18 protein-coding genes are annotated in these 18,245 nt (G+C 54.6%); all 18 read right to left on the bottom strand.

Features of this window, described 5'->3' with window-relative positions:
• Nucleotides 1–31: 31 nt before the first annotated feature.
• The 18 genes from ACI0CA_RS04305 to ACI0CA_RS04220 all read right to left on the bottom strand — a co-directional run bounded on the left by ACI0CA_RS04305 (nucleotide 32) and on the right by ACI0CA_RS04220 (nucleotide 18,226).
• Nucleotides 32–1,360 carry a replication-associated recombination protein A gene (locus tag ACI0CA_RS04305; protein ID WP_308449116.1) on the bottom strand — a complete coding sequence of 443 codons (1,329 nt, stop codon included), beginning with the start codon at nucleotides 1,358–1,360 and terminating at the stop codon, nucleotides 32–34.
• Between the two features lie 180 nt (nucleotides 1,361–1,540).
• A complete protein-coding gene (locus ACI0CA_RS04300) occupies nucleotides 1,541–2,236 on the bottom strand; it encodes an alpha/beta hydrolase (protein WP_308449115.1) in 696 nt (231 codons plus the stop codon).
• Nucleotides 2,237–2,463: 227 nt separating this feature from the next.
• Nucleotides 2,464–3,618: an FprA family A-type flavoprotein gene (locus tag ACI0CA_RS04295; protein WP_308449114.1), complete on the bottom strand. Its 1,155-nt coding sequence runs from the start codon at nucleotides 3,616–3,618 to the stop codon at nucleotides 2,464–2,466.
• Nucleotides 3,619–3,848: 230 nt separating this feature from the next.
• Nucleotides 3,849–4,958: an ABC transporter ATP-binding protein gene (locus ACI0CA_RS04290; protein ID WP_308449113.1), complete on the bottom strand. Its 1,110-nt coding sequence runs from the start codon at nucleotides 4,956–4,958 to the stop codon at nucleotides 3,849–3,851.
• Nucleotides 4,959–5,148: 190 nt separating this feature from the next.
• Entirely contained in the window at nucleotides 5,149–5,868 is a 720-nt protein-coding gene (locus ACI0CA_RS04285) for a pseudouridine synthase (RefSeq protein ID WP_308449112.1), read from the bottom strand.
• A complete protein-coding gene (locus tag ACI0CA_RS04280; protein WP_176820132.1) occupies nucleotides 5,865–6,410 on the bottom strand; it encodes a DUF4830 domain-containing protein in 546 nt (181 codons plus the stop codon). The genes ACI0CA_RS04285 and ACI0CA_RS04280 overlap by 4 nt, the downstream gene beginning before the upstream one ends.
• A 75-nt stretch (nucleotides 6,411–6,485) precedes the next feature.
• The gene (locus ACI0CA_RS04275) at nucleotides 6,486–6,998 is read right to left on the bottom strand and encodes a 4'-phosphopantetheinyl transferase family protein (RefSeq protein WP_308449111.1); all 513 of its coding nucleotides are present in this window, start codon (nucleotides 6,996–6,998) and stop codon (nucleotides 6,486–6,488) included.
• The gene (locus tag ACI0CA_RS04270; protein ID WP_308449110.1) at nucleotides 6,998–7,909 is read right to left on the bottom strand and encodes a putative ABC transporter permease; all 912 of its coding nucleotides are present in this window, start codon (nucleotides 7,907–7,909) and stop codon (nucleotides 6,998–7,000) included. Before ACI0CA_RS04270 ends, ACI0CA_RS04275 begins: the two co-directional genes overlap by 1 nt.
• A 103-nt stretch (nucleotides 7,910–8,012) precedes the next feature.
• Nucleotides 8,013–8,624 carry a DUF4867 family protein gene (locus tag ACI0CA_RS04265; RefSeq protein WP_308449109.1) on the bottom strand — a complete coding sequence of 204 codons (612 nt, stop codon included), beginning with the start codon at nucleotides 8,622–8,624 and terminating at the stop codon, nucleotides 8,013–8,015.
• A gap of 308 nt (nucleotides 8,625–8,932) precedes the next feature.
• Nucleotides 8,933–10,147: an ABC transporter substrate-binding protein gene (locus ACI0CA_RS04260; RefSeq protein WP_419066395.1), complete on the bottom strand. Its 1,215-nt coding sequence runs from the start codon at nucleotides 10,145–10,147 to the stop codon at nucleotides 8,933–8,935.
• A complete protein-coding gene (locus ACI0CA_RS04255) occupies nucleotides 10,147–10,962 on the bottom strand; it encodes an ABC transporter permease (RefSeq protein ID WP_417402391.1) in 816 nt (271 codons plus the stop codon). The genes ACI0CA_RS04260 and ACI0CA_RS04255 overlap by 1 nt, the downstream gene beginning before the upstream one ends.
• Entirely contained in the window at nucleotides 10,959–11,777 is an 819-nt protein-coding gene (locus tag ACI0CA_RS04250; RefSeq protein WP_417111177.1) for an ABC transporter permease, read from the bottom strand. Before ACI0CA_RS04250 ends, ACI0CA_RS04255 begins: the two co-directional genes overlap by 4 nt.
• Nucleotides 11,767–12,897 carry an ABC transporter ATP-binding protein gene (locus ACI0CA_RS04245; protein WP_176820125.1) on the bottom strand — a complete coding sequence of 377 codons (1,131 nt, stop codon included), beginning with the start codon at nucleotides 12,895–12,897 and terminating at the stop codon, nucleotides 11,767–11,769. Before ACI0CA_RS04245 ends, ACI0CA_RS04250 begins: the two co-directional genes overlap by 11 nt.
• A gap of 472 nt (nucleotides 12,898–13,369) precedes the next feature.
• Complete coding sequence (locus ACI0CA_RS04240) at nucleotides 13,370–13,987, bottom strand: hypothetical protein (RefSeq protein ID WP_412354497.1); 618 nt, start codon at nucleotides 13,985–13,987, stop codon at nucleotides 13,370–13,372.
• Nucleotides 13,988–14,135: 148 nt separating this feature from the next.
• Entirely contained in the window at nucleotides 14,136–15,143 is a 1,008-nt protein-coding gene (locus ACI0CA_RS04235; protein ID WP_176820123.1) for a calcium/sodium antiporter, read from the bottom strand.
• 145 nt (nucleotides 15,144–15,288) lie between these two features.
• Nucleotides 15,289–15,885: a hypothetical protein gene (locus tag ACI0CA_RS04230; RefSeq protein ID WP_343284828.1), complete on the bottom strand. Its 597-nt coding sequence runs from the start codon at nucleotides 15,883–15,885 to the stop codon at nucleotides 15,289–15,291.
• 17 nt (nucleotides 15,886–15,902) lie between these two features.
• Nucleotides 15,903–16,460 carry an RNA polymerase sigma factor gene (locus tag ACI0CA_RS04225; protein ID WP_308449103.1) on the bottom strand — a complete coding sequence of 186 codons (558 nt, stop codon included), beginning with the start codon at nucleotides 16,458–16,460 and terminating at the stop codon, nucleotides 15,903–15,905.
• Nucleotides 16,461–16,636: 176 nt separating this feature from the next.
• Entirely contained in the window at nucleotides 16,637–18,226 is a 1,590-nt protein-coding gene (locus ACI0CA_RS04220) for an ABC-F family ATP-binding cassette domain-containing protein (RefSeq protein WP_308449102.1), read from the bottom strand.
• Nucleotides 18,227–18,245: the final 19 nt, after the last annotated feature.

Genomic DNA, 18,245 nt, shown 5'->3' with positions numbered 1-18,245 from the left:
ATCGTTGTCAAAAGTTTTGCTCAACGCAACCTCACTTCTTCCTCCGCTCCGCCTTCCACGCTTCAATCTGCCGCAGTCGCTCCTTCACCCTTGCTTCGCTGCCCTGCTCCGTCGGTCTGTAATACTTCTTTCCGGCAAGCGAATCCGGCAAGCACTGCATCGCGGTCAGCTTTTCCGCCGTATCGTGCGCATATTCGTACCCCTCGCCGTAATGCAGCTCCTTCATAAGCTTTGTTGGCGCGTTGCGGATGACGAGCGGCACCGGCTCGGAGAGCATTTTCTGTGCGTCCCTTTTCGCACTCTCATACGCCACATACAGCGCGTTTGATTTCGGCGCCATCGACAAATACACCACGGCGTGCGTCAAATTCACCGAGCACTCCGGCATACCGATAAAATGGCTCGCCTGATACGCCGCCACGGCGATCTCCAGTGCGCGGCTGTCCGCCATGCCCACGTCCTCGCTCGCGAACCGAATGAGCCGCCGCGCCACATACAGCGGGTCTTCGCCCGCCTCCAGCATACGCGAAAGCCAGTAGACCGCCGCGTCCGGGTCGCTGTTGCGCATCGATTTGTGCAGCGCCGAGATGATGTTGTAGTGCTCCTCGCCGGTTTTGTCGTACAAAAGCGACTTGCGGCTGATGCACTGCTCCAGCGTCTCCATCGTCACGGTCGTCTTGTCGCCCTCGCGGTGCCCGTTCAAAACGACCATCTCCAGCGTTCCCAGCGCCGTTCGCGCGTCACCGTTTGCAAACGCTGCAAGCATTTTCAACATCTCATCGGTGATCTCCACCGTCTGGTTACCGAAGCCGCGCGGGTCTTTGATTGCGCGCTTCATCAGCTCCACAAGCTCATCCTCGGAAAGTGCCTGCAAAACGAACACCTTGCAGCGCGACAAAAGTGCGGCGTTCACCTCAAACGAGGGGTTCTCTGTCGTCGCACCGATGAGCACGATGCTGCCCTTTTCCACAAACGGCAAAAACGCGTCCTGCTGCGCCTTATTAAAGCGGTGGATTTCGTCGATAAACAGCAGCGTGCGCTCACCCATACGATGGTTCTGCTCCGCCTCGCTCATCACGCCGCGAATTTCCTTGATGCCGCTCGTCACGGCGCTGAAATTGATGAAATTCGCCTTCGTCCGCGCCGCAATGATCTGCGCCAGCGTCGTTTTACCCACGCCCGGCGGCCCCCAGAAAATCATGGAAGACACGCGGTCTTCTTCAATCAGCTGCCGCAGCACCTTGCCCTTGCCGAGCAAATGGCGCTGCCCCGCAAATTCCTCCAGCGTCCGCGGCCGCATCCGCGTCGCAAGCGGCATGTCCTGCCCCGCCCGGTTTCCAAATAAGCTCTGCTGTTCCATTTCGCGTCTCCTTCCGTCTGCAAAACCTGCATAAGCCCTGACTTTTTATCACGCAAACCTGCGCAAATTACATTCAATCCGCCTTCCGCAAAAACAGCCTTCCCGCTCGATCTGCTCTTGCATTACGCTTCGCCCCTCTCCGTTTTCCACCATCATTAACGATTAAAACCGCATTTTATCTTACTTTTCCACCGTTTTTGCCATCATGGTCAAAAGTCTGCGCACGGCGCGCTGCCAGCGTTTGGTGACGCCTTTGCCGTGCCCGCCTTGATTCCACTCGAAGAATACCTTGCAGCCGTGATTGCTTAAAATCTCCTTCGCCATTTCCGTGCAGTCGCCCACTGTCCGCATGACGGGCGGGCCGCCGAGCGGTTCGCGGTCGCCGAGGGATAAGTATATTGCGGTGTCCTTTTTAGGCGGACAGTTCTCCAAATATTTCAAAAACTGCGGGTACCACAAAGAGCCGGAAAGGCTTGCACCTGCACCGAATTTTTCCGTTTTCGTCAGCGCCCAAAGCGCAAATAATCCGCCGAGCGAATACCCCAGCAGCGCACAGTTTTCGGGTTCCGCCGGCGCGCCGAAACGCTCCTCTAAATACGGCAGCGCCGTGTCTGTCAGGAATTTTAAGTAGTCTTCCCCGCCGCCCGAAAACGGCTCACCGGGCCAAATGGGCTCCGCTTCCCACGGGGTGAAATCCCGGCCGCCGTCGATTTCCGTAGAAAAAAATAATATCTCCGGCGCATCTTCGGCGAGTAGCATCATCAGCTTTTCCATCTCCCACCCGCACAGTACATAGAGCCTCTTGGGCTTTCCCTCCGGCAAAAGGCAGGTGCAGCGACGGCCATCGAGCGTGAATACAATCGGATTTTTGGGCATAGTATCCCCCTTAAAAAACGGAGGCCTGTTCGTTCACTGCACGCAAAACGCGGTTTTGTGTACGCTCACGCACACCGTTTTAATCGAACTATTGTTTCTTTTAGCCAGTATAACACATTTTTTCGCAAAAAGCAAGGACATGAGAGGCCATCACAGGACATCTTTTTGCACAAAAATCCCGGCCGAAATTTTACGACCGGGATGTTGCTTAAAGCTTCAATTTCAGTTTACTTGCACAACTCATCTGCGAGGGCGTCAATCTGGGCGCGGGAGGCATCGTTCAAGGCGCACTTTACGGTGACGGTGGTATCCGTGTAGGTGAGGTTCTTGCTCGTTTCCAGCATCTTTTTCATGACCTTTGCCGCCATAGGCGCCCACGCGCCGTTTTCAATCATGCCGACAGTGCGGCCCTGATAATTGCGAGCGGTGAGATGGTCGATAAAGTTCTGCATATGCGGGAAAATCGTCGCATTATAGGTCGTTGTGGCGAGCACGAGCTTGCTGTAACGGAACGCATCGGCAACGGCCTCCGCCATATCGCAGCGGGCGAGGTCTGCGACAACGACGTTCGGGCAGCCGCGCTGATTCAGCTTTTCGGCAAGCTCCTCCACAGCTTCTTTCGTATGGCCGTAGACGGAGGTGTAGGCGATGACAACGCCCTCGTCCTCGACCGCGTAGGACGACCATGTGTTGTATTTATCGAGATAATAGCCGAGATTTTCGTTTAAAACCGGACCGTGCAGCGGGCAAATGATGGCGATGTCGAGCGCGGCGGCTTTTTTAAGGAGCGCCTGCACCTGTGCGCCGTACTTACCGACGATGCCGATGTAGTAACGGCGGGCTTCGTCGGCCCAATCTTCCTCCACGTCAAGCGCATCGAACTTGCCGAAGCCGTCTGCGGAAAAGAGGACTTTATCTGTACTGTCGTATGTGACGATAACCTCCGGCCAGTGCACCATGGGCGCGGTGACAAACGTCAAAGTATGACGACCGAGCTTGAGCGTACTGCCCTCGCCGACGACAACCTTGCGCTCCGGGAAATCCGTGCCGAAGAACTGCTGCATCATGACGAACGCCTTGGCAGAGGAGACGATCTGCGCCTCCGGGTATGTCTCCATAAAGACGGCGATATTGGCGGAATGGTCCGGCTCCATGTGCTGCACAACGAGGTAATCCGGGCGACGGCCGTTAAGCTCCGTTTCGAGGTTTTGCAGCCATTCCACGCCGAAGTGGGCGTCTACCGTATCCATGACGGCAACTTTTTCATCGAGGATGACATAGGAATTATAGGACATGCCGTTTTCTACGGTGTACTGTCCCTCAAAAAGGTCTACGTCATGGTCGTTTACGCCGATATAGCGAATATCTTCTGTTACAAACATGTAAAAGCACTCCCTTATGTTCTGAATGTTCTGATTTCAGTATACCACAGTTTTCGCACGATGCAAATGCTTTTTAAAGATAGTGAAATGCCAGACGCAGCGCAGACAGATTCGGTGTGAAGCTGCGCGACCTGTGCCGAAAGCTTGTGAGGAAGAATACCGGCACGTGTGATACGCAAAAACGGCGCTCCCGATTGGGAACGCCGTCTGTATGCTGTTTATAAAACCGATTAGTTGAGGATGGTCTTCTCGGTTTCTTTGTCGAAGAGGTGCATCTTGTTCATGTCGAGAGCGATCGTGGTCTTGTCACCGGTCTTAGCGGTGGAAGTCGGCTCAACACGGGCGGTAAGAGCATTGCCTTCGCAGTTGAGGTACAGATAGGTCTCTGCGCCCATCAGCTCGGTAACTTCAACGTCAGCCGTAGCTCTGGCCTCCGGGTGCTTCTCGATGAACTCCGGCTCATCGTGTACGTCTTCCGGACGGATGCCGAAGACGATCTCTTTGCCAACATAGTTAGCGATTTCAGCGTTAGCCTTGTTTGCCGGAACCTTAATCTTAGCTGCGCCGAAGGTGACGTAGTAATCTGCGCCTTCCTTAACGAGGGTAGCATCGATAAAGTTCATCTGCGGGGAGCCCATGAAGCCTGCAACGAATTCGTTGACCGGCAGATCATACAGGTTCTGCGGGGTATCGACCTGCTGGATGAAGCCGTCCTTCATAACAACGATTCTATCACCCATGGTCATAGCCTCGGTCTGGTCATGTGTAACGTAAATAAAGGTGGTGCCGAGTCTCTTATGAAGCTTAGCGATTTCGGTTCTCATCTGCGCACGGAGCTTAGCGTCCAAGTTGGAGAGCGGCTCGTCGAGCAGGAAGACCTTCGGGTCACGGACGATAGCACGGCCGAGAGCAACACGCTGTCTCTGACCACCGGAAAGAGCCTTCGGCTTTCTGTCGAGCAGGTGGGAGATGTCGAGGATACGAGCAGCCTCTTCAACGCGGCGCTTAATCTCATCCTTCGGGGTCTTTCTGAGCTTCAGACCGAATGCCATGTTGTCATAAACGGTCATGTGCGGGTACAGAGCGTAGTTCTGGAACACCATTGCGATATCTCTGTCCTTAGGAGCAACATCGTTTGCGAGCTGGTCGCCGATGTAAAGCTCACCCTTGCTGATCTCTTCGAGGCCTGCGATCATTCTAAGCGTGGTGGACTTACCGCAGCCGGAAGGACCAACGAGAATGATGAACTCCTTGTCTTCGATGTCCAAGCAGAAATCTGTAACAGCGGTAACGCCGCCGGAATAGATTTTATAGACATTTTTAAGTGTTACACTTGCCATAAGATTTTTCCTCCTGATGATAGGTTGTTATACGTCAGAGCCTGGCAGCCATATGTGACGAACAACGTCTCTTTTCAATGCACTAAGTATAGCAGAAAATCGGGTCCCTGAACAGTCCTTATTTGCCCAAACTTTTTCCTTTGAGTTTAGTTAAAATAAATAAACGGCAAAAATTCTTGATGCTTTTTGTTCAGATTATTTGTGCAGGTTTTTCAAAAACCAACGCTGCGGCGTTCGGATCGAGAATTTTCGCTTCGCCGGGCGTAAGTGTGGGATCGAGCGTTAAAGCGCCGATGGATTCGCGGTGAAGGGCCGTGACGGTCTTGCCGCACGCTGAAAACATACGCTTGACCTGATGGAACTTTCCCTCCCGAATTTCCGTCCACGCGATGTGAGGATCGTCCTTACTGATTTCGAGCACGGCAGGGGCGAACTCATTTTCGCCGCTTTTGATGCCGGCGGCAAAGCGAGCGATGTCGCTTTCTTCGGCGGGCAGGTCGAGCGTAGCGCGGTAACGCTTCCAGACGTGGCTTTTCGGCGCCAACATGCGGTGGGCGTACTCGCCGTCGTTCGTTAAAACGAGAAGGCCGGTGGTGTCCTTATCGAGACGGCCTGCAGGGAACAGATCGCGGCGCTTAAGCTCCGGCGGCAGGAGGTCTAAGACGGTCTCTGCGCGGCTGTCACGCGTGGCGGTGAGCACGCCCGAGGGCTTATAGAGCATGATGTACACAAACGCGCTGTACCGCACGGGCTTCCCGTTGACGGTGATCTCGTCCTTTTCGGGATCGATCTGGATATCGCTTTTGCGCACGGCTTGTCCGTTGACGGCGACGGCACCGCTGCGCACCAGCGTGCCGACCGCCTTGCGGCTGCCGATATTTTCGTTTGAAAGGAATTTATCGAGTCTCATGTTGTTTCACTTTCCGTTGGATTTTGTGTGGATTCGCCGGTGTCCGGCGCGGGCGACGCGCTCTCTTTGATGACCGACTTCGGCATCTCATAGCGGGCGCTGTCTGCCGCAAAGCCGTGCATGAAACCATCCTCTGCGCCGGACGCGACATCGCCGCCGATGATATTGCCTTCAAAGACGAGGAGCGTTGCGAAGACGCCATCGGGCGTATTCGGGTAGTTTGTGATGCGGTAGCGGTATTGCGTGCACTTTTCGCCGGCATAGGGCAAAAGGTCGAAACCCTGCGCCTGCTGCATCGTATTATACGCCGCATAGACATCGTTAAATTTTGCGGGAATGACGACCTCGCGCACATCCTGCGGCTCCGCTTCTGCCTCCCAGCCGAAGGACGTTAAAAACGCGAGGCGCTCCTCCCCCGTCATACCGGGGAATGTCTGCCGCTTTTCGCCGCGCGGGATGAGGAAAAACGCGCTGACGGCTATGGCGATGAGCACAAGCACCGCCAAAATTCGTTTTTTGTTCGCGCCGAGCGATACAATCATATTGCTGCCACCTTTCACCGCAGAAAACCGGGTAAGACTTTCTTTTCGGTCATAGGTATGCGGGGCGGCTATGCTTTATGCTTCCTCGGCGGCGGCGAGAAAATGCACGCCGTACTGCTCGAAAAAGAGCGTGTAGCCGTTAAGATGCGGCATGCCGTTCTGAAAGGTGATCTCGTAGTTTTGGAACGATTCCGAAAGGCCGGTGCCGCGGCACTTGGCGATGCTCTCTTTGAGCGTCCAGTACGCCAGAAAGCGCGCGGCGGGATTGGGGCTGCTTTGTATGTCCCAAAGCTCTGCGGGCGTACAGACGCGCTCTGCGGCACTCCCCCGCACGCGGCGGGGATATTCGGCATCGATGCCGACATTTTTCCGCGACACGGCGCAGCAAACGATGCCCTTCGTGTGGCTCAGGCTGATATGGGGCATGTTCTCCCCTTTTAAATACGGCTTGCCGAGCGGAGTTTTTTCCACAACGGGCGATGCGATGCCCCACTCGTCCTTTAAGACGCGATACAAAAGTGCGTAGGCACGGTCATGCAGCTCCTTTTGCGTGAGCGAGGGCGGAACGTTTTCCACATAGCGACGCATCAGTTTTCCTTCTTTTCATCCATCCACGCACGCAAGCGGCGCAGTGCTTCGTCTGTGCGGTCGTTTTTCATGGTCGGGAAGGCGCGCAGCAAACGGCGCTGGGTATGACGCTGGAGCTTGGAGGTAACGCTGTTCCACTGGGCACGGAGGTCTTCGGCAGACTTCTGTGCTTTCACACGGCGGTCTTCCAGCGACGCACGGTATTCTTCGTACTTCTCCGAAAGCTGAGCGCGCTGTGCCTGAAGCTTCTCTTCGAGGACAGGGCGGGCTTTTTCGTTGAACTCCTGCTTCTGCTCGGTGATCTTCTCGTCTGCAAGGAGCGTCAGGCGACCGAGGCCGTTCGAGATAGCGTCGCTCTCTTTGCGCAGACGCGCGGACATATCGTTGATGACGGTGAGCTTTTCGTTGAGCTTGCGGATGGTAAGCACGGTGACGATGGTATCCGTGATAAACAGCGCGATGAAAATACCGACCAGAATTGCGCCGAGCGTGAAGGGAATCCAGTGCACGAGAGACGCGATAGCCGTATGAACAATGCGAATGACGACGACGACACACAGGCCCCAGAGGATGCTGAATTTTAAGCAAATATAGCCGCCGAGGTTGAAGGGCTGGTTGGAATAGTCCCACCACGTGGTGTGGAAGAATTTTTTGAGCGCCCAACCGCCGACAAGCTCGATGGCGCTGGTGAGCAGCGCGCCGCCGATAAACAGCAAGGGGATGTTATCCGAAAACGGCAGCAAAACGAGCAACACGAGCGACATGCCAAAGCCGTAGATGGGGCACACGGGGCCATTTAAGAAGCCGCGGTTGACGAACTTGCCGGTGGTGACGGTGGCAAAAATGACCTCCGAGCACCAGCCTAAAAACGAATAAATGGTAAAATACCAGAGCAGATCATAAAATGTCATGGGTCTCCCCCTAATTATGGATAGATTTTGAGCGAAAAGGGGCATACTGCACCGTGCCGTGCGGTATGCCCCGGTTGTTCGGTTTTACGGCGTTCTACGCAAATCAAACGCAGATGTTTTCGCCGACAAGGCCGACGTACTGACCCTCTTCTGCCGCTTCCGGGTGCATAAGCAGCCACTTGTTGCGGGCGAAAAGCATTTTGTCTTCCTCGGTCTTCGGCGCGCGCTTTTCGATGTCGGTGTTCGTGCCCTTCGGCAGCGCGACGACGCACTTGAAGCCGCCGTCGTTTGCATTGCACGGCGCATAGTGCAGCGTGGTGGCGTAAACCTCGATAACGGTGCCGGCGGGCACGAGGAACGCTTCGACCTTAGACGTATCGTACTTGCCGTTTTCGATGTCCTGCTCGGAGCCGATGAGCAGGATGAGGTCGGTGACGGCGATGTTTACTTCACTATCGCGGTGATATTCGAGACCGTTTAACTTATGGTTGTTGCCGTTGCAGTAGCCAATCTGCACAGGCATGCCGCCGTAGAGCGTGTAGGCGATGCCTTTGGCGGACGCGCAGCTTTCGAGAGATTCTGCACCGGGCACATAGACGACGTTCTCAGGGCAGGGCGTTTCCGCCATGGCGGCGATAATGTCGGAGCAATCGAGCCCCGTGATGACTTTGCCGTACTTCTTAAAAGCGGCATCCGAAACATTCTGAATTTTCATGGTTTTTCATCCTTGCTTTCTGTTTTGAATCTAACCACATTATACCGAGGTGCAGAGGAAATTGCAAGACGCTAAGAACGTAAAAAGTTTTGCGCAAGCTTTTTCAAAAGCTTGCAGGTTCTTAGGGCAGCGCCCTAAGCCGTCGTCCACAGCCGACAAAACACCTTTTACCTACACCAAAACTAGGAAACCCAGTTGCATGGGTTTCCTAAAAAGGCGAAGCCTTTTGATAAAAAGCCCAGACAGAGAAAAAGCTCTCCGAAAGTGATTTTCGAAGAGCTTTCAATATACTTCTATTTACGCAGTCGTTACATCATCTCGCGCTTGCGCTTCTGTTTTTTCCAGATGATGATGGCGATGTAGACTGCGAGGAAGACTAAGATGATGGCGATGAGAACAGCGGATTGGCCGGGGCCGCCCATTTTGACCTCTGCCCAGAGCGTATCGAGCAGATTGCTCGTCTCGCTCGGGAGATTGACGAAAACCTCGGTGCGGTCGAGCACGTCCTGATCCGGGTAGTAGATGGGATTTGCGACGGCGTCGGGATCAAGATAGTCTTTTGCGGCGGTCTCCGGGGTGGCGTAGCCGACGAAATCCATGTTCGCACCGGAAATTTCGGGGTCACACATGAAGTTGATGTACAGTTCGGCTTCTTTTTTGTGCTCGGCCGTTGCCGGGATGCACATGGCATCGACAAAGTAGTTCGTGCCCTCTTCCGGGACGATGAACTTGATGTTTTCGTTGTTTTCAACAAGCGTGCCGGCATCGCCGGAATAGTACGGTGCAAGCCACGCTTCTCCGCTTTCCATTTTGTCGAAAATCTGATCCATGACGTACGCCTGTACGAGGGGCTTCTGCTCCTTTAAAAGCATAGCCGCCTGCTCCCACTCGCTTTCGTCGGTGGAATTGAGGGAGAAGCCGAGGCGCTCCTGTGCGATGGCGAACGCGTCGCGCGGGTTATCGAACATCAAAATCTTGCCGCTGTACTGCTCGTCCCACAAAATAGACCAGCTGGTGACGGGCTCGGTGACATAATCGGTATTATAGAACAGGCCGACGGTGCCCCATGTGTACGGCACGGAGAATTTGTTTTCGGGGTCGTAATCGGGGTTTCGGAACTGCTCGTCGACGTACTCGAAATTCGGGATATTGCTGAAATCCAGCTCCGCGAGCATGTTCTCGTTCATGAGCTTTGAGATCATGTAATCGGACGGAACAATGACATCGTAGCTTGCGCCGCCGCCTGCGAGTTTGGAGTACAGCGACTCGTTGCTGTCGAACGTGGTATAGTTGACCTCGATGCCGGTGCGACGGGTGAACTCGGCATTGACATCCAGCGAGCCCTCGGTGCCGTTTGAAATATACTCGCCCCAGTTGTAGACATTGATGGTCACACCGGTGGGCTCTGCGGTGGGGTATTCTTCGGAAAAATCCCAGTCGTCGGCTTCATCGGCAAAGACGGGCACGACTGCGGTGCAGAGCACCAGAAGCGCAAAAAAGACGGCAAAAAATTTCTTTTTCATCAGGTACGCTCCCTTTCTGCCTTTTTGGCACGGCGCTCTTCACGTCCCTGGCGAACATTGATGATGATGAGCAAGAGCATGATGCACACAAAGAGCACGGTGGAAAGCGCGTTGATCTCCGGGGAGATGCGCTTTCTCGTCATGGAATAAATGTAGATGGGCAGCGTCTGCGTGGTGCCGCTTGTGAAGTAGCTGATGACGAAATCATCGATAGAGAGCGTGAACGCCATGATCATGCCGGTGACGATGCCGGGCATGATCTCCGGCAGCACGACTTTAAAGAACGCGCGTACCGGCGGGCAGCCAAGATCCTGCGCGGCCTCGAAGAGGTTCGGGTTCATCTGGCGCAGCTTCGGCAGAACGGACAGGATGACATACGGCAGGCAGAACGTGATGTGCGCGATAATGAGCGACGCCATGCCGAGGCTTTTGCCGCCGAACAGGCTGACTGCCGCGACGAACAGAAGCATCATGGAAACACCGGTGACGATTTCCGGGTTGACCATGGGAAAATTGGTGATGTTCATCATGACCTTTTTCGGCATACGCTTCATGCGGTTGATGCCGACCGCCGCCATGGTGCCGAGTACAGTGGAAGCGAACGCGGAAACAACGGCGATGATCAATGTATTGAGCAGCGCCTCCAGAATATAGCGATCCTCAAACAGGCGCTGATACCAGCGCAGTGTAAAGCCGGAAAACTGGGTGCGGCTTGCGGTATCCGTATCGTTGAACGAGAAGATGATGAGCACGATGATGGGCGCGTAAAGAAAGATGAAGATGAGCGCCGTGTAGACTTTGGAAGCCGTTTTCACAGAATCATACCTCCTCCCACATTTTCACCGTCGTCGAACTGGTTCATAATGCCCATGCAGATGAGGATGATGACCATGAGGACAAGTGAAATGGCAGAGCCGAGGTTCGGGTTATACGCCGAGCCGAGGAACTGCATATCGATGAGGTCGCCGATGAGCAGGTTTCCGCCGCCGCCGAGCATTTTAGAGATAATAAATGTGGAAACAGCGGGCACGAACACCATGGTAACGCCGGAAATGACACCGGGCATGCTCATGGGCAGGACAACTTTAAGGAAGACATTGCGGTTGTTTGCACCGAGATCCTGCGCAGCTTCGATGACACTGTTGTCGATTTTGGTGAGCACAGAGTAAATGGGCAGGATCATGTACGGGATGTAGTTATACACCATGCCGAGGACGACTGCGCCCGCGGTGTTAATCATGTGGATGCGCGGCAGACCGATGGCGGCGAGCATATTGTTGATGAGGCCGTTATCCTCAAGGAGGGACATCCATGCGTAGGTGCGCAGCAGGAAGTTCATCCACATGGGCAGCATGATGAGCAAAATGAGGAAGCTCTGGCGGTTCGGCGCCGCTTTGGCGATGATATACGCGAGCGGGTAGCCGAGCAGAAGCGAAATAAACGTTGCGAGTGCGCCGAGCCAGATGGAACGCAGGAAGACGTTGGAATACTGGCCGACGCGCGCGATGTTATCTAACGTAAAAGCGCCGCTTTTATCGGTAAAGGCAAAGAATGCCACAAGACCCATGGGCACGATGATGAACAGCGTCATCCAGATCGTGTACGGGGCAGAGATGAGTTTAGTCCTCATGTTCGCTGCCCTCCTCCTGGAGCGCTTCCTCCATTTCGTCACTGAACGTGCTGTAATCGCCCATAGTGCCGGAGTAAACGGACTTCGCCATGACGTGAATGTCGTCCGGGGTGAGCGCAAGGCCGATCTTATCGCCGACGTTGGCGCTGTCAGTCGTCTGGATCATCCACTTGAAGCCGTCAACATCGACGATAATCTCATAGTGCACGCCCTTAAACGTGACGCTGGTGACGACGCCGTTGATGTGTGCAGCGGCGGAGCCGGTGGGCACGATATCGATATCCTCCGGGCGGATGACGACGTCGACCGGGGCCATTTTGCCGAAGCCGCTGTCGAGCGACTTGAAGCGCTGACCGGCGACCTCGACGAGGTAGTCTTCGATCATGGTGCCGTCGAGGATATTGCTTTCGCCGATGAAGTCCGCAACGAAGGCGTTTTTCGGTTCGTTGTAGATGTCAATCGGCGAGCCGATCTGCTGAATTTCGCCCTTATCCATGACGACGACCGTGTCACTCATGGAGAGCGCTTCCTCCTGGTCGTGCGTGACGAAAATGAACGTGATGCCGATGGCCTGCTGGATTTTTTTGAGTTCGTTCTGCATATCCTTGCGCAGCTTTAAATCGAGCGCGGAAAGCGGCTCATCGAGGAGGAGCACCTTCGGCTCGTTTGCGAGGGCGCGCGCAATGGCAACACGCTGCTGCTGACCGCCGGAAAGCTGGCCGACACCGCGGTGCGCCATGCCGTTTAAGTTGACCATATGCAGCATTTCGGTGACGGTCTTTTGAATTTCGTCTTCTTTCTTGCCTTTGAGACGCATGCCGAACGCGATGTTTTCATAGACGTTCAGGTGCGGGAAAAGCGCGTATTTTTGGAAAATCGTATTGACGGCGCGCTTATGCGGCGGCACGTTATTGATCTTCTCGTCACCAAAAAAGACATCGCCGCTATCCGGTGTGACGAAACCGCCGATGGTGCGCAAAACCGTGGTTTTGCCGCAGCCGGAGGGTCCGAGCAGTGTTACGAACTCGCCGTCACCGATGGTGAGGTTGAAGTTCTTTAAGACCTGCTCGCCGTCAAACGATACTGCAATGTCTTTGAGCGTGATGATTGGTTTTAACATGGAAAGCATCCCCTTTGCGGTTTGGTGGGACCCTTGTCCCCCGAAAGTTGCGCGGTCTTAGTGAATCACACACCCCGGCTGCATGATGCGTACTGCTTCCGCAAAGGATTTTTCACGGCCGCAGGCTTTCGCCCGCGATCCGGCCGCGGCAGGAACACTTTTCCGAACAGGATAAAAGCAACACAACGCTTTGTGTGTTGCCCGTTTTAGCGACCTTTCCGGAACAGCCGATTTTATTTGGTTTTAGATGCAAACGCAATAAGTTCAGTTTACGGAAAAAGTCAGGATTTGTCAACCGCTTTTGCGTAAAATATGAATAAAGTTTGACGATGGATTTGTGTGCATTTTTAAAAATGGGATTTTCAGGAATGTCAAAACGGGATTTATGCGGGTTTGCGAAAAAAAGAGCGCCGCCCGAGAACCGAGCGGCGCCGAAAAGAGAGGAAAAGTATGTTTTTCCTTATGATCGGATTTATAAAGTGGAATGTGCGCGGCTTTGAAACGCAGTGTCATTCAGAGTGCGGTCACGCATGGGGCGATAAGCACAGGCCGAATGCACACGACGGCGGCGCATGGGGCGCACGGCAAGAGAAAGACCTAAAAATGCCAACAGCACAACGGCCAAAAACGGCAGAATGCCCTTTGCAGACCACTTGGCGCCCGCCTGCACGGAGGCGTTGACGACGACAGCCTTCGGCTCTGCGGCCTCGGGCGCAGCCGCGGCGGAAACAGCGCTTTCGGCGTCATCGGTATCGACCGAAGTCCCCGTGAGGCTGTGCAGGGCAGTGCTGAGCATTTTATCTGCCATATCTCTGCCCTCTGCGCGCGCGACGGCTTCCAGCTGCGCGGCGACGGCGGTGTAATCGTCCCGGAGGTCTTCCGTCGGTTCGGCAGAGACGGTTTCGGTATCCGTTATCGCTTCATCGGTCTCATCCGCCAAAACGGGTGCGGCGGCGAGCAAAGCGATAAGCAAGGCCAAGAGCACCGGCACGGCATGACGCAGTGTGCGAAGAATGGTGCTTGCTGCCTCAACACTGTTTTCGGTTTTTATCTGCATTTCTGCCGCCTGCATGCGCTTCTCACCTGACATTCAAAAATTACAAATCAATAACATTTGTTACACTTCTGTTACATTTTAGCATACAGAGCGCTGAAAAGTCAAGAGGAAATGATTTGAAAAGTGCATAAAAAAGCCCCGTTTTTCTTGAAAACGGAGCTTTCGTTACAAAAGTTACAAGTTATGCCATAACAATGACGCTGAGCACGATATAGACGGCATAGGCGGCGAGCATTAAAACGCCCTGCCAGCGCGAGAATTTCTTCGTGATGAGCGTGGGCACGACAGACAGAATGCCGATGATGAGACATGCCGGGATATCGACCATGGCGACGGTGGGCGACGCGGGGAGCTTGCTGCCGTAGATGAGCGCACATACGGGCAGAATCAAGGTCAGATCGATGATATTTGCGCCGATGATATTGCCTGCGGAGAGCGAGCCCTGCTTTTTCGCAATGGCGGTGAGCGTGGTGACAAGCTCCGGCAGAGACGTGCCGATGGCGATGATGGTGACGGAGATGACGCGATCCGAAACGCCGCACATGGAAGCGAGCGCGGAGCCGTTATCGACAAGGAGCTGTGCACCGGCGACCGTGCCGACCGCGCCGATGAGGAACTTGACAACATTGGTGATGACGGCTTTTTTCGTGACGGGCTCATCGAGCTGCTGACCCTTTGCCCCGCCCTTGACGGCGACGACGGCCTCGTGGATGTTGTCGTACATGGCAATGACGAAAATAATGATGAGCAAAATGCTGGCAACCATGCCGACGCCGTTATCAAACAGTGAGAAACATACGGCGACAGCGGCAGCCACGAGCATGAGGATCATTTTGAGCATGTAATCTTTGCGGCGGATCGCCATAGGAATGGCGACAAGCGCGATGCCCATGATGAGACCGAGGTTCGCCGTGACGCTGCCGATGGCGTTGCCGATGGACATATCCACCATGCCGATGCCGCTGCCGGGCGAAAGTGCCTCTGCTGCACGTGCGTCGAGCGCCGCGAAGATGGAGACGAGCAGCTCCGGCAAAGTGGTCGCGAAGCTGACGACCGTTGCGCCGACAATAAGCTTCGGAATGCCGGAGGCTTCCGCCATCCACGATGCGGCATCCACAAAGAAATCGCCGCCCTTGATGATGAGCACGAGACCCACGATGAGCAGCAAGACTGTAATTGCAATTTCCATTTGCAAATTCCCCTTTTTTACGCTTTCAGAGCGTTTTCGTTTTCTTCTTCCGCAAGATTATGCGGAGAAAGACATTATTTCTATTATAGCGGGGAACCGCGGGAAAATCCAGTCTTATTTGCCTGTTTTGTCAAATTTTACGGTTTTATTCATCGGACCCAAGGCTGCGGACGAGCTCTTCGAGCTTTTCGGCCTGTTCGTACGGAATATCGCACCACGGGCCGTCGTCCTTTTTATAGAACAGATTGCCGTAAACCGTGATCGTGCTCGTTTCGCCGTTTGCGTATTCCAGCGTGAAAATGTTGGCCGAGCCGTCGTATGCGTTCGGGTCGCCGCTCGTTTCCGCCGCGTTCTTTAAGAGAAGCAGCGGCATGATCTGCCCGATTTTTTCCTCGTCCGTGAAGACCTTCACGTCGCTTACGGGCTGTGTTTCTGCCGTGATGCGCACAGGCAACACGACCTTGCCGCCGATGGCGGGCGCGGTGCCCTGATCTGCGCCGTCTGCCTGCGCGGTCTCGGCGGCGCCTGTGACTTTCGTTTCGTCGCCGGTGTAATCGGCTATGCCGCTGAGGTGCTGCGCGATGAAGCCCCAGCCGAGCAGCAGACACACGCACGCGGCGAGCGCGGCACACCATTGCAGGGTGACTTTTCTTACGTGCGGCAGCTTGCGGCTGCCGTCCGCTTCCGCGATATATTCTTCCTTTACACCGCCGAGGGCCTTGAACAAATCGATACCTGTCATACTGTTCCCGCCTTTCTTTAAAGCCAGATGTCTTCCTTTTGGAGATAATCCCGCAGCTTTTCACGCGTGCGGTGGAGAGACGTTTTGACGCGGCTTTCGCCGCAGCCGTACTTTTCGGCGATGGCTTTTACGGAATCCATATACCAGTAACGGCGCATGAAAAAGAGCCGGGCATCGACGGGGAGCGTCGAGAGAAAGCTGTTTAAGGCTTCGGCAATCTCGCGGCTTTCCGCTTCCCTTGCTGCTGTTGGGTCTGCGATGCACGCCGAAAGCTCCTCCGTGAGCGCGGAGACCTCTGCGCTGCGCTTTTTCGCGCGGAGCTTGTCTAACTTATCGCACGCGATGTTGCGACAGATGCGCGCCAGAAACGCAAAGAGCGCGAGCGGGCGCTGCGGCGGCATGGCATTCCACGCGCCGAGGTACGTATCGTTGACGCACTCCTCGGCATCCTCTGCTTCGGGCAGAATGCGCCCGGAGAGCGTGTGGAGCTTCGCCCCGTACTTTTCGTCCGTTTCGTGCACGGCGCTTTCGCTGCGCGCCCAGTAGAGCTCGATGATCTCATGGTCTTCCTTCATGCTTTTGTCCTCCCTTCCCCTTCACTTTATAAGTAGGCGTTTTATATCGGCAGGTTACACGGATTTTGAAATTTTCGATAAAAGTTTGTCCGGCGACTAAAGCTTAGTGCCGGACAACGTTTTCCAGATTATGAATCAGCCGCGACCTTTGCGGGTTAGCCGTATTCAATACGGGTTTAGCCGCGCATTTCGAGGTACTCGTCGTAGGTGGTAACGCGGTCGAACGTGCCGCCCTCGGGCAGAATTTCGATGATGCGGTTCGCGACGGTCTGGGTGAACTCGTGGTCGTGCGATGCAAACAGCACGACACCCTTGAAATCGATGAGGCCGTTGTTGACGGCAGTGATGGACTCGAGGTCAAGGTGGTTCGTGGGCTGGTCGAGCAGGAGTACATTGCTGCCGAACATCATCATGCGCGAAAGCATGCAGCGCACCTTTTCGCCGCCGGAAAGCACCTGCACGGGCTTATAGACGTCTTCGCCGGAGAACAGCATTTTGCCGAGGAAACCGCGCAGATACGTTTCGGTGGTGTCTTTGGAATATTGCTCGAGCCAGCGGATGATGGAATCTTCCGTATCGGTGAAATAGGCGGAATTATCCTGCGGGAAATAGGACTGACTCGTCGAAACGCCCCACTTGAATGTGCCGGCATCCGGCTCCAGCTCGCCCATTAAGATTTTGAAAAGCGTCGGCACGGCGAACTCGTTTGATGCGGTGAACGCGATTTTATCCGTGCGGCCGACGGTGAACGTGACGTTATCAAGCACCTTTACGCCGTCTACGGTCTTTGTAAGGCCCGAGACGGTGAGGACGTCTTTGCCGAGCTCTCTATCCATCGTAAAGCCGACATACGGGTAGCGACGGGAGGACGCGGGCATTTCTTCGACGGTGATCTTATCGAGCAGCTTCTTTCTGGACGTCGCCTGACGGGACTTCGATTTATTTGCGGAGAAGCGCTGGATAAAGTTCTGGAGCTCCTTGATTTTTTCCTCCGCCTTGCGGTTCTGGTCGCGCATCATGCGCTGCATGAGCTGGCTCGACTCATACCAGAAGTCGTAGTTGCCGACGTACATTTTGATCTTGCCGTAATCGACATCGACAATATGGGTGCAGACGTTATTTAAAAAGTGGCGGTCATGGGAGACAACGATGACGGTGCCCTCGTACTCAATGAGAAAATCCTCTAACCATGTGATGGCTTTGGCGTCGAGGCCGTTCGTCGGTTCGTCAAGGAGAATCATATCCGGCTGGCCGAACAGCGCGCGGGCCAAGAGCACTTTAACCTTTTCGGTCTGGTTCAGGGTGCTCATGGTGTTATACATATCGTTGCTGTCGAGCCCGAGACCCTGCATGAGCTTTGCGGCTTCGGTCTCGGCGTCCCAACCGTTGAGCTCGGAGAACTCGGCTTCAAGCTCGGCGGCGCGGTTGCCGTCTTCTTCATCAAAATCGGGCTTTGCGTACAGCGCGTCTTTTTCCTGTGCGATCTCATACAGTCTTGCATTGCCCTGCATAATGGTATCAAAAATGGTTTGGTCTTCGTAAGCAAAGTGGTCCTGTTTCAGAACGGACATTCTGTATTTGGGGTCAAACGTGACCTCGCCCTTACTGGGCTCTAAATCGCCGGACAAAATACGCAGGAAGGTGGATTTACCCGCGCCGTTTGCGCCGATAATGCCGTAGCAGTTGCCCGGCAAAAACTGGAGATTGACGTTTGAAAAGAGGTTCTGACCATCAAAATTGATGGCGACCCCGTTGACATTCAGCATAGTTTGGTTCCTTTCAAAT

It is taken from the genome of Hominenteromicrobium mulieris (genome assembly GCF_046197855.1).
Lineage (GTDB): Bacteria > Bacillota > Clostridia > Oscillospirales > Acutalibacteraceae > Hominenteromicrobium > Hominenteromicrobium mulieris.
Note: the sequence above shows the minus strand (reverse complement) of the source record. Positions and strands in the feature narration are given on the sequence as shown.